The organism is Bacteroides sp. AF20-13LB (assembly GCF_003603065.1).
Lineage (GTDB): Bacteria > Bacteroidota > Bacteroidia > Bacteroidales > Bacteroidaceae > Bacteroides > Bacteroides uniformis.
The window spans coordinates 1,468-14,835 of record NZ_QTMH01000028.1 but is presented as its reverse complement, the minus strand read 5'-3'; the positions used below and the strand labels follow the sequence as shown (position 1 = coordinate 14,835).

Below are 13,368 nucleotides of genomic sequence, written 5' to 3'. Positions count from 1 at the left end.
GTCTGTTCCCTGTTATAACAACCTGTAAAATAGAGAATAGCTGATAGTCCAATTATAATTTTATATTTCATATTGCGAATATTAGGAGTAACAAACACATTTCGATGCGGAAAGCTTTTATTAGAAGAAATATAATTATTATTACATTCTTTGTATCTCAACAGAAACCATAAATACTTTTTTTGCATGATTCCCTGCATGATAGTTCTCAATTCCTATATATACCATTTCCAAAAACAGACAATAACCAAAAAGTTATAAAATATGCAGGCTTGGGAGTTTAGTATTCTTCATCTTATTATCAACTTTAATTATGCGCTGCTTTATACCATAATGTATTTTCTTTCAGCACAGTCATAGGATTGTCACTCGGATCGGATGTTGTTATACCGGAAAATGTATTGATAGGAATAATACCTTTGGCCATAGTGTAGAAATTTTTTGTATGGGTTTTATATGGAACAAGATGATTTAGCTGCTCTCTAAATTGGTTTAATAATATAGGATCGTTACAGAGTGAGGTTATATAATCTGCAAAATCATAAAATATTACAGGAGTATAACCATCTAAACGTTGGATTGTTCCCCTCAGGGATTTGTCAAAAGAATATTTACTATTGATACTTTTTATGATGGCTGCCATATTCTCCAGTTCTGAACAGTCCGTTACTGCTAATGTCCCACAAGGCATTATTTCATAGGTTGAATAAAAATTGTAAAATTCTTCACATCCCGATTGATAATCGGGATTCCCCAGTAAATATTCCCCAATAGCGGCATAAGGCATTCCGTATGCCATCATCTCACTGGTAGAACCAATCAAATATTTTGTAACATCCTTTAATTCATAGGCAACCTCTATAGATGACATATAACAGTCATCAAATAGAATATATTCCATTTTCATGCCTGCATTAGCAATACCGGAGGCTAGAGATTTTATATCTGTTTGGTATTCGGCGGTCAGTCCTCCAAAATAACGTGTCAATGGAACACCCTGATATTCCCAATGCATTTTCATGTGAGGTGCGGAACGCACTTTCATCTCATAAACAGGAAGCCATCCCATACCGTGACATCCTATAATCATGGTATAAACAGAAGCCGGAGCAAATGCCTTTACATCATTTAAAATTGCTGTTATCCCATCGATTGTCGTAAAAGGCGGAGACTTATATTTTTTAAGTATTTCACGTTTACATCTCCCGTGAGAAGACACAATTTCAAACATCATGGCCTCCGTACTACCGGTAGAAATAAAAACAATTACTTTCTCATTGTTCAGCCCTATTTTCGTTATACATTTTTCCAGGTCAGATATGTTATTATAAAAATAGTTCGTCAAATTTGAGGACCATGGCAAATACATGAATAATGTTTTCCGGTTGGCTTCTATCTTTTGATTTTCCTCCTTCTCGCATGAAGAAAAAAGTAAAATTCCTCCCAATAAAAAGATAATGCTAACCTTTACGTAGATTTTTTTCGTTGTTTTCATCCTGCAAATTGTCCAATAACTCATTATTACTTTTTTATTATAGCCTTCCATTGTAAAATCTCTATTTTATCTTAAATGTGAATTGTAAATAACCATTTCCTGATATTCATAGAATCAAATCCTCTTATAATCTTACAATATTATGACTCATTATCTCACAATATATTGAATATTCTAATAAACAGCATGAATTTAATCGTTTATAACACGAGATGATTTTCTTTTCAATGCCCTATGGCAGTTCTCATTGGAGGCACTGCCGAATGGCACTTGTTTCCGTTTCATTCTTGCAAAAAAAGATGAAACGGTTTAACAGGAACAACTGCCTGTTGAAACAATACCGGCACCAATGTCACAACAGGCAGTTTTATGGTTACTTATGGCAGTCCAAACCGATTTTCAAAGCCAAATCGCTCCGGCTTCCACATCCCCTGACTTATAAGTGTAAATTATAAACTCTTCAAGCGCTTCTTTCCATGTAAGATTGAAGGTTCCCATAATTGAATGTATGGCACGATTACTTTTTTCATCAAGCCCGTCTTCTTCCACCCCTTCGGGGTTCGTGTCTTCGTCTACCCCCACAGTCTCTTCACGGCTCCAGAACACCACTACCGGAATGTTTAGGTTGATATCCCATGTACCACGCTGGATCAATATTCCGGAAGGTTTATAGAACGGATCAAAAGTACCTGTTTCCGGATTGCCCTTGGATTTGTAGCCGTGATAAAGACGAATTTTCAGGTCGAATTCCTTACGGTCTTTCAAAAAACGGATAACTCCTTTCAAACCTATCGGGTTACTGTCTCCTGTTATTTCAGCTTCCTTGCTATGTTTGGTCTTGTCCCAGGGGGTAGTGTCCACATAAAGATAATCCACCAATTTCTGCGGTTCATTGTCATCGGCTTCCGGCTGACCGTCAAATGTGGGTTTTACATTTTCAGGCGTGAAGAAATGTTGATGAATATTATCCTGCCCGTTTTCTATAAACTGGCTGTTCATCAAATCTCCTTTGGCGTTATAGTAATAGATGAACATCAAATAAACGGGAGCCGGGGTGTATTTCCCATAAGTATAGTAGTCTCCATTTTTCTGCACGTAGAACTTGCTTTGACTGCCTTCGGCAAGCCTCCAACCCTTGCCGGCTTTCAGCTCATAAGTTATTTCCTGAATACGTTTCATGTGCTTGGCCGGAGATTCCGGATTCTGGTGAGGTCCACCGACTTTCTGTATTTCATTCCAGTCTGCATGCAGGTGACATTCCACAAGACGGATAGTCATTTTGGAAGGATCTTCATGCAATTTATTATCTGTCTCATTTTCAGGAATTACAGGATCTTTACTGCATGAATTGAACAACAACGAAAGAGCTGTTCCTATCAGGAACATCAATGCGATTTTACATACATTTGTTTTCATTTTTTATTTATTTGGTTAATAATAATTGTTATAAATCAAAAACTCCAGTTCACTACACAACGTACATCAGATCCCATGTCATGTGCATAGTAGCGTGAACGGTTAGTGTATTCTTTATATTCTTTGTTCAAGATATTGTCTGCCGCTATCATGAATTGTAGTTTGTATCCGTATTTTACAGGACACTCAAAGCTAGCAGCGAACCCCAAGAGGTGGTATGCCGGAGGGGTATAGGGAATAAGATCCGTATTCGAGTCAAACCGGGTCTGTTTTGCCACGAATCGATGTCTGATACTCAAACGTAATTTGGAATGCGATTTGGTTTCGTGAAGCCATGAGAGGTCATGGCTGAAACGGGAAGAGGGGATATAAGGAAGGTAATTTCCTGTCGTCTGTTCATTTGCCCGTATAAAAGAAGCAATCAGGTGATAATCCCATGAATTTATGGGCATGAAGTGAAAGTCAAAATCCATTCCGCGAAAGAAAGCCGGGGTCTGTTTGTATTGGAATACAGGGTATACCCCCGAAATAACAGTGATGGTTTCTTTCTTCGGTTCATCATAGATATAGCCGCTTATCCATTGCAGGTAACCGTCCATTCGGGCACTGAATACCTTATTGCTGTAACTGATGGAAGATATCCATTTATAGCTCCTTTCGGAGTGCATGGTAGAATCTCCTTTGACAAACATTCCGGATCCGAGTTCATTTCCGTTGCTATATAATTCATACACGTGAGGAGCTCTCCAGGCCAGCCCGAAATTAGTGGTGAGCTTCCATTGGTCAGAGAAATGATGATGACCTCCCAGACTGTATGATACGTTATTGAACTTTCTTGTTCCTCCATAGAGACTTCCTGTCCAGTCATAACCACTGGCACGGGTTTCCTGTCCGTCAAAACGAATACCTGCTTCAATTCCTCCTTTACTGTAATTATACTTCCCGATACCATATATTCCCATCTGTGTCTCCGTATAGTTGGGAATAACGGGAACAATACCTGTTCCTGCCTGACTGTGATTATCAATGAACATAATTTGTCCCCCAACCTCTGTTTGCCATGAATTATAATTCAATTTCCAGCAGAGAGAGTTTTGTAATGAGTTTAAGTGCAGGGAAACAGCTGGAATGTCGGAACCCAGACGCCGGATGCGGTTTTCCTGTCGGTCGTCCTTCTGCCAGGAACTTTGCCAGTAAAGATTTCCTGCGTTCCGCATACTGAACTTCATTTTACCAATGGCTGTCTGATGGGTAACTTTTTGATATGGGTATGCGATACTTCGCGTGAAAGGATCTGTGTACAGGGGACGTCCCAATCGGATACGTTCTGCCAGCAGATCTTCACTTCCCATCTGGGCACTGAACATTACTCCCGTCCGGTTGTAAAAGTGACTGTAGAATCCTTCTATTCTTAAACGTCCACGGTCATAGCCGAGTAAAGCGGAGGTATGATGTTCTCTGGCTCCAGTGTTATTTAGAAGATAGTTTGCGGTGGAACGGTCTCCGGAATTTGAATATGTCCCCTGTACTCGCCAGGCAAGGTCACGGAGAAAAGGGAAAGTGCCTTCCAACTGTCCGGTCAGCACATAACGGTGACCATTACTTCCATAAAGTATGGAAGTCTTTCCTTTCAAGGCCTTCTTCCGGAAGGGTAAGGGAGCCTGTTCCATGACAATAATTCCTCCCAAAGCTTCTGAACCATATCGTACCGCGTCAGAACCTTTTATCACCCGAATGGAAGCGTTTCCGTTCATATCCACTTCAGGAGCATGATCAACTCCCCATTGTTGGCCTGTCTGGCGGGAACCATTGTTTATGATTAATATCCGGTTGCCATACATTCCTTGGATGACAGGTTTGGCAACTGTCGTCCCCGTACTGATGGAACTTACGCCACTGACCTGTTCAAGCAGAGAGGTGAGAGAAGTTCCCAATGCGCGATTGATTGCGAAGGAAGTAAGGTTGTTGCTTACCGTATTCCGAGTCACTCCGGAGCACTCACCGGTAATAATGACTTCTTCCAGAATTTTTATCTCCGGATAAAGATATACTGTTTGAATATTCACCTTTTTGAATGCCTCACTCAAATATATATATTGAGATTTGTAGCCCAAACTCTGTACAAGAACTGTATCCTTGGAATTTGTCTTCCAAGGGATAATGATTCTTCCTCCGGTTGAACTGGCAAGGGGTTGATTCTCCAATAAGATGTAAGCTCCTTCAATCGGACGTCCGGTTTCCTTATCTACAACCAACAGTGTCCTATGTGTATCTGATTGCTGTCGGTATTTCTGTGCATACATCCTTGTAGGAGATATTGCACACAGCCAGACAATGAATAGACACACATATTGGAAATATGCATGAAATGTCATACTTTACGAAAATTGTAATGAAGTTATAAATTGTTTAAGATAACCAAAGGGCACAGCATCCCTCTTTCACATGTCATCTTATAATGCATGCAACCCATGAGAGGGATTGTAATAGTTGGACAGGAGGAGCGCGGAGAGACAATAGGGGAAAAGTAACAGTAATGTCCTTCTCCTTTTGGATAAGATATTCAACGGGGTTCTCTGTCTGAACGCAATTGTACTCAAAGCTCTCGGCTTCGGTAAATGAAGATAAAGTGAACAGGCAGATAGCACATTTATCGGCAGAATCATGATGGGAAGATTGTTGCTCATCATGAGATATACATAAATCTTCTTTGTGAACATGAAAGGCTTTCACAAAGAAGAAAGGCATCATAGTCAGCAACAATAAGCATGCCACTATGGCTCTGTATTTCCGCTTTTTTCTTGCATTATCCATTAGATTGTAAAGATAGCAGATTGCATAATTGTACGCAATACCTATAAATGATGATTTTACGATCAAGTACGATTAAATATATTGTCCCGATTATTTTGATATGGGAATCAAATAAATCGACACATCGTTACCGGCTGTATGATAACAGGCTATAATAAATCTTCCTATTTTTATTCCTGTTCATATTGGAGGGCCTGTGTAAGATGCCCCCTAAAACCAAAATGATTCTTCTCCCAGAAAATATTCAGTAATGATCTCTTGATAAGTTTTGACCGATGAGCATTATTATTTTAAAATCAAGTACTTCGATTCTCATATAATTGTTTTTAAATTCGTTTAAAATTGAACGGTGTCCAATTGTTACGATAATACTTCAGTTCACGTTGATATTTCGAGGACGCAAAGTACGGCTCATTCCCAAAGCATAAGAGAAAGGATTGATGTCGAAATCGCGTTCAAATGTTCCGGTTACCATATTCTTTCTTTGCGGAAGTGTACCTGGAAAGTTTTGGTTACGCCAATTTCCTTGTACAGATATGCCAGCTTTTATCTTGTCTTCATTCCAATAGAAAGATTTTTTTATATTTATTGGTCGAGAGAGGCTACTACTACCCTCCTGAAGTTAGTAAACGGAATCATTTTTTACTTCCTCTTTTTTTCTTATTGTTGTGCATTAATAAATAAAGCTCTTGCAAGAAAAAAAAGGAATATTTTTGTCTTAGATATCATTGTGAATTTCAATTTAAATATAAACACAATATTGGACCGGATCAATTTGTCACAAATCATTTTATAACGAAGAAGGTATGTGTATGGACATATTAAAAAGAATAGCGTCACTCGTCAATACCAAATCATTAGCACCAATCATTTGAAAAACAATATACAAAAAACGCTTTCCGCCAATCTCCTTTAATTGGGCGGAGTTAAGTTCAAATCTTACATTATCCAAATATATATCCTTTACAGAAGAAAAGAGACCATTCAAGACGTTCTTGCTCCATTTATTCTTTTCCCATTGCAATGAATCATGATCCTTAATTACAAATTCCACATACTGTATCCATCTATCTATAGAATTGGAAAACTTATTTTTCACATCACCATAATTACTATTCTTAAGTTTATTTTTCACAAACTCATGCAAATCCGGTGTTGAGTAGGCTATCAACTCATTCTTCAATTCACTTAAGGGTTTAAAACCGGTGAATATTTTATCAAATTCTGCAAGCAACAAGCCACCATTACCCTTTGCATACATGCTTAAATGTAGTGTAAGCATGTTGCCTGTGTCGCTTTTTTCTTTCAGAGTTGTACTGATTTCCACAGCATACGCACTTTCATCATATGAAAAAATGTGACCATTAAATAGAGATGGATTTTCATATATCCCTCTCATATACTTCTGTTTTATAAAATCTGTATTTACAGTAACCTTTCCTTCATAATATTTATTCTTGTCAAACAGAAGTGATATTCTTTTTTTAGACCTACTATTATTGTACCTAAGATAGAAAGAAAGCTGATTTTGCTCATATTTTATATCTTCAAGAACCGTCTTCTCAAGATCTTCCAGAGTAAAAAGATATTTTTCTCCCCCTACATTTATAGAATAAAAGTCCACTAACCGGCCTAAATTCTCAATTGTAAACATGTTCACTTTATGTAATCTGTAAAAGCTATCAAAATCAAGCTTTGCATAATAATCAGCATTTGCTTTCCACTCAGCTTGTGCACCATTAACCATTTGATAATCGTCAGGTTTGCTCACAAAGCCGGTAAAAGTGAATTCATTCTTAAAAGGTGAACCATTTACCGTGCCTGTAACATATAGCACAAATGAGCCTTTTTGATAATCTTTCCTTTTCACTACAGCCTCAGTTATTTTTATCATTTTCCCGTTTATCTGCAGCGTCTCTTTCTGTGCTTCAACAAGTCCTAACGCAACATTTATATCTCTAGACATATCAAATCTAAAATAAGCTGCAACATCCTCTTTAGCCACAGCGGGAACTGATCCGGATTGTTCACTATGAGATTCTTCCTGTTGCCTGGGATGTCGATTCCGGGATTCAATCGGATCATTCTCACCACAAGCAACTAATAACATTATACAGACAAGAAATAATAGGCACCTTTTTTGTGTTAAAATTTCCTACCTTAAACAAATCACATGTCCTATCACACATAAACATTACTGTCTTTTCAATATATATTGTGCTGCGAGCCGCCCGCTATTGTTGAAGATTTCCGTACTGTCAGACAAGACCACTGCGTCGTCGAGAACTTTATAATATGTTTTGGCACCCGATGAAGGAGTAACCAGTTCAATGATGTTTTCGCCTATCATATTATATACACCGCTCTCTTCAAAAATACCATTCTCCTCACCCAGATACTCACTCCGCAAATCATAAGTTGCATCACTATTAATTTTCAATGTCGTTTTGATGCCACCACAGTCGGCACAAGGTAATATGCCTTCATAGGTGCCATAACAATCTTTGTTTTTGCTATCCACTACTCCGGCAGCACTATTTTCTTGTTGTTTATATTTCTTCCCAGATCCAACACAGCCTGATGTTACTATTATCATGGCTGCTACCAATAAATGCAATTTAATCAATTTCATAATTTAAAATATTTAACATATAATTTGAGGTTAATTATAACTCGCAAGATCATTATATACAAAGACTTATTGTAAATGCATAGCAGTATATAACGAAATTATCTTCGTCTCACTCGCTATGCATTACAATAAAATTAGAAAAAAAAGAAAACTATTTAACCGTCACATTGATAGTTCCCGTTTTCTTATCCTTATCTGTAACTGTAATAGTAGTTTTTCCTGCCTTAACTCCTCTTATGTTGACTTTATTTTCCTTGACTGATACCGTAGCAATATTGACATCTTTCGCAACGGCAGAATATGGCTGTGCACCACCTTTTACTGTTACTATACCATCTTTTCCAACACTCACAGTAATAGATTGTTTATCAAAATCCAGTCCTTTTGGAGTTTTTGGGGTCTCTTTTACAGTTCTTACAGTTACAGCAACTTTTCCTGTAACTCCCTTCCGGTCCGTAATAGTTATCATTGCTGAACCATCTTTTACACCGGTAATTACAATCGCATTTTTATCTGATTTCGCAACTGCGATTTTTGCATCACTTGATTTCGTCGTATATGGTGCAGTACCATTACTAACAGACACAGTAACCGTTTTACCAACTGCAACTTCTACTTTATTAGGACTGATTTTTAAATTGGGCTTATCATCATCCTTATCACATGATACCAATACAAAAGAAGTTAAGCAACAAATCACTAATGCCATCGATTTTAAAAAAGGTTTAGTTTTCATTTTTGATAAATTTAAATTAATAGATAAAATGCTAATGAGTACTCATAAATAAAAAAGTCAGATTTTTCTTACTTTTTCTTTGCCAGCAAAAATAATAAAGCGAAATTGTATTTGAATTATAAAATGATTTTAAAAATCTAACACCTCAATTCATATACATCTAACAATCAACACCTTAGTGTTATGAAACATTATTTTATCTCACATTGAACTAACATCTGTTCGAAAAGCATAAAAAAAACAATATTATTCCAATATCAAACTTAAAAAAATATGTTTCACATTGCTAATTCTGATTATATGGTCAATCTTCATAATAGAGTGATACACTATTATAACACCGACTGTTACAGTATCCCTAACAGTGTTTGAAAAAGACCCTTTTTATGATATTTCACAAATACCATATATTCCCTATAATATTATTCTTAATTAGTGAATGAGCCATTCAAAGTAAAAATTGAATGTATTTTTAGCATATTCTATAAAAATCAAGAAAGGATGGCCAATTCAAAAAGTATTTTATCCAACAAACGGAACATTCTTTTTACAAGTTGAAGGTGGTATCACTCAACTATAATTGTGGATGATCAAAAACGTGTGTTCAAACCATACACAATAAATCTTCTATAGCACAAGATTTCTTGAACAGCAAGAGATAGGTACTCGCAAGTCCACGACAAAACGTTTTCCGAGGGGATACTGACGAACTTAAGGATATTGAAATGAGGTACCATACAAAAGTCGGTTGTTGTCACCAATATTATCTTAAAATAACTCATCTACAAAAGCTATGTGTTGTGACATCGTATTGTTAAAAAAACATTGTCATAAACGTCTGACGTCTCTTGATAGATTTACTTTTAGAGGGTATCATATAGCTATCTTCCATATCGTTTCGAGTCGCTTTCTGTACTCATTTGATATCATTCAGGCCATACTCTTGAACATTCACTCATGCAATAGGGGCACTTAAGTTCTAATAAATAGATTATCTCGCTAGCAGTCTCATCTCTCACCACACAGCTAGATTTATTATAAAGTTAAATTCAATGCTCGTGCAAACGGCTGTTTGTTCTGATTTAATGTACTCTTTGTTTGAAGGCACAAAGATATAATGAGTATCTAATATTCAAATAAACTTTGTTTTAAGACTTTTTATGACACAAACAAATACGAATGATTTGAAAAATAAATTGATTCTCTTTCATAAGATGTTCTTTCCTATAAGTTAATAAAAAAAACACTTTATATAATTTTTTTTCTCTTCATTTTTTCGAAAAGCCCCAGTCTTCCATTTTTTATAGAATATCATTTACATATTCCTATTTTTTCCATCCATGCATTATATACCTCATTTTTAGGTGAAGTTCACCCACTCTCTCCTCTTATTTTAGTCAGATTATGCTGCCGTTCTTTTTTTTTCTTCGTGACCTTTTCAATCATACATACCGCATTGAACGTATGTACTCCAAAGAAAATCCAAAATATTTCCACTTCCCTGTTTCTGGCTTTTTATTCTGGTCTGTAAATAATATTATTTCTACATTTTAAAACTTCCTTTCAATCTGGTAGCACTTTCATGGCTGAGTTCTGACCATCAAATCTTACGAAATGGAGCAATTTAGATAGCTCAGACCTTGTACTTAAAGAAGTGTTTTGTAAAACTTTTTAAATTGATATTATTAGTGTAGCTTGAATCCGCAGCAAGTACCTTAATCCTAACTTTGATCAGTTGTTGTAAATGAATACAGTCTTTCAAATGTATTACTTCGTTAAAAGCCGTAAAGGAGATATGTTCTATAAAGGAGATTTCATCTATCTGTATACTGTTGACTTTGCCTCCGAATTAAACGGATTTGTTTTTTCTTGCCTTAATAATAGTCTGGAGGGACTAAATATTAAGGAAATTTGCTAATTACTGACGAATCACATTAACGATTTAGGATTGGTTAGTGAATGAAGAGGGGCAATCTGAACACCACTAAATAACTGGTAACGAATATTACTAGTTAAATATTTAATCAGTTATGAATATGAAAAGTTGATATAGGACTTCAAGACTACCAAGGCCATTTTATTTTCAGGAGAAAAAAATAACTTTTACCCCCCCCCAAAAAAAAGGAGAGGATGTCAAGCATCTGTTGGGTTATTCCCAAGAAAGTGAACAGAGTATGGAAGCTGCTGATTTATTCGTTACAACTTTGACGATAATTTTTAAGCATATCGAGCGGTGTAAAATCTACCTAAACAAAACACGATTTCTTTTATATCTTTATCGTGTATTTTTATTTTAGATTTTCATCGGTTGGATTTAACCGATTGAAGAATAAACTTTTAGCAGAGTATTTGAGAAATAGAGGTAACGAATTAGCAACCGTGCAAATTTCAGCGATTTGCGGTGCTATGTTGTCAAATAACTCTTTGTAAATACAAATAAAATATTTAGTACAATTTTGAAGACATCATTAATAACCTTATTTATATCCATACACCTTTGGTTTGTTTCCCTATATTTATTGATAATCTTTTATTCACATATTTGGTAAATATTTCAATCTACGTAGATTTTATAACTAATAGAGTATAAACAATACAAGCTATTCCAACAAATAAAGCTACGGCAGAGCATTTGGTAAATATTGTATCTTTATTTTTAATACCATACATAAGCCCAATAATAGCACATAAAGGAATACCGACAGGAATAATCGTCAGAAACCAAATGAGTATTTTATGATACCCATTGCTGTTAATACTTTGTTTTTCAAATTACTCATAGCTACCATTCTCATTGCTTGTTACTCTTCGCATCTCTTTCTTTATTCATCAACCGCCAAATAGCTTTCTGATATTTCAACTTGGCGAACATCTCGTCATCTTGGTTATCTATCTTTAAGGTCATTACCCGAATACTTGGGGCAGTGGGATATCGGCTTCTCACTATATCATCCACTAGAAACCCGCATAGTCCGGTAGCCGGTTCTGTAAACAAGAAACCTTGAAACATAAGATTAATATAGTCTGCATTTTCGCAAAGATACGCCTTGTACCTCTTATATGTATCCAACTTCATATAATCTTCTGCACGGCTGCTGAAATTTGGCTTGGCAATTTCTTCGCATAAGGCAGATTCTAATTTGCTGTAGGTGGCAGTATCTAAATCTCCCCACCAATAATGATCTTCGGGATTGACCGACATATCCACCCATTCAGAAGCCTCCCAGTAGTCTATCGCAAACACAATTGAATCGGCTTTCTCTTTGGATGAGTAATAGATGGAATCTTTCTCCCAACCTTTGAATATACTTTCAATAGAATCTATTTTCTCTTTCCTAATTTTATTATATATGTTTTTTAAATCGTAGCCATGAGGTAACGATATTTGAAAAACACCGTTTTCAATTCTTGCATTCACCTTTGGATTTGTGATTACCGTATCGTCAAGTACAAAAGCTATATGTTTGCCAATTGCCTTTTCTGTTTCTTTTGCCCATTTTTTTAGTTTATGCTTGCTTATTTGCCCCACAATTACGCATGTCCCATTTTCATCAGAATCCATTCGTAACGAAACAAAATCTTTTACTGTTACAATAGACTCTTTAGCAATACTGTCTTTTTGCTGTGATAGGATGTGATACCATCCATTCTCATAGTGGGTTTTATGTATTTGATTACAGGAAGCGAAATAAGCAATTAAAATAAGTATTCCGAATAAATTCTTTTTTTGCATGTTCTTATATAATAAAAAAATAAACTGTTATCTGTTCCTGAATTGTATCCGTCAGATATATTTAAAGCATTATGTTTCAAATTAGCTACTTCTCCAAATATATAAGCAAAAGTAGATTGTTTGCCTTTTTAAGAAGACTGTTCAAATCTGTTTTGATATTGTTTTTCTTGATCACAACTTATAAGATGGATTGTGTATAGTTATTTCATCTCGCCAAGCATATTCCTTGTTTTATCCATATAATTACTGAAATGCGCCTTTACCTGTCAAAAATATATTACCGTAAATAATGTACCGTTTTATCCCAAAAGATTTAAAAACAGTTCTTTATTTACTATTTTTGCAGATTTGATACGTGATTTGAGCCGTGATTTTCGAGCATATACGTTAGCCACCGTATCCTTCATGAATAAGCTAATTACTTGTGGTGAGAATCCTACAAAAATATAGCATAACAGCCTGGTGTCAGAAGTTTTCATGGTCGGAAAATCTTCCTTGAGCTTGTACATGGCATTGTCATGACAAGTGTTTACGATTTTTTC

Annotated in this window: 8 protein-coding genes and 2 pseudogenes; all 10 read right to left on the bottom strand. The window is 35.9% G+C overall.

Annotated features, from left to right (window positions below):
• Positions 1-307: 307 nt before the first annotated feature.
• On the bottom strand, positions 308-1,495 hold the full coding sequence (locus DWX62_RS21250) for a clostripain-related cysteine peptidase (protein WP_008771494.1): 1,188 nt from the start codon (positions 1,493-1,495) through the stop codon (positions 308-310).
• 399 nt (positions 1,496-1,894) lie between these two features.
• Complete coding sequence (locus DWX62_RS21245; RefSeq protein ID WP_004313753.1) at positions 1,895-2,911, bottom strand: hypothetical protein; 1,017 nt, start codon at positions 2,909-2,911, stop codon at positions 1,895-1,897.
• A gap of 35 nt (positions 2,912-2,946) precedes the next feature.
• A complete protein-coding gene (locus DWX62_RS21240; protein ID WP_004318683.1) occupies positions 2,947-5,286 on the bottom strand; it encodes a TonB-dependent receptor in 2,340 nt (779 codons plus the stop codon).
• A 73-nt stretch (positions 5,287-5,359) separates the two neighbouring features.
• A complete protein-coding gene (locus DWX62_RS22420) occupies positions 5,360-5,725 on the bottom strand; it encodes a hypothetical protein (RefSeq protein ID WP_008017067.1) in 366 nt (121 codons plus the stop codon).
• A gap of 286 nt (positions 5,726-6,011) precedes the next feature.
• Positions 6,012-6,311 (bottom strand): annotated as a pseudogene (locus tag DWX62_RS22095) (hypothetical protein); the annotation flags it as partial.
• A 204-nt stretch (positions 6,312-6,515) separates the two neighbouring features.
• Positions 6,516-7,835 carry a hypothetical protein gene (locus DWX62_RS21225; protein ID WP_004311515.1) on the bottom strand — a complete coding sequence of 440 codons (1,320 nt, stop codon included), beginning with the start codon at positions 7,833-7,835 and terminating at the stop codon, positions 6,516-6,518.
• 84 nt (positions 7,836-7,919) lie between these two features.
• Entirely contained in the window at positions 7,920-8,357 is a 438-nt protein-coding gene (locus DWX62_RS21220; RefSeq protein WP_004318689.1) for a copper resistance protein NlpE, read from the bottom strand.
• Between the two features lie 151 nt (positions 8,358-8,508).
• The gene (locus tag DWX62_RS21215; RefSeq protein ID WP_004318691.1) at positions 8,509-9,093 is read right to left on the bottom strand and encodes a pilus assembly protein N-terminal domain-containing protein; all 585 of its coding nucleotides are present in this window, start codon (positions 9,091-9,093) and stop codon (positions 8,509-8,511) included.
• Positions 9,094-11,884: 2,791 nt separating this feature from the next.
• On the bottom strand, positions 11,885-12,826 hold the full coding sequence (locus DWX62_RS21205; RefSeq protein ID WP_004311519.1) for a hypothetical protein: 942 nt from the start codon (positions 12,824-12,826) through the stop codon (positions 11,885-11,887).
• A 299-nt stretch (positions 12,827-13,125) separates the two neighbouring features.
• Positions 13,126-13,368: pseudogene (locus tag DWX62_RS22415) on the bottom strand (hypothetical protein); the annotation flags it as partial.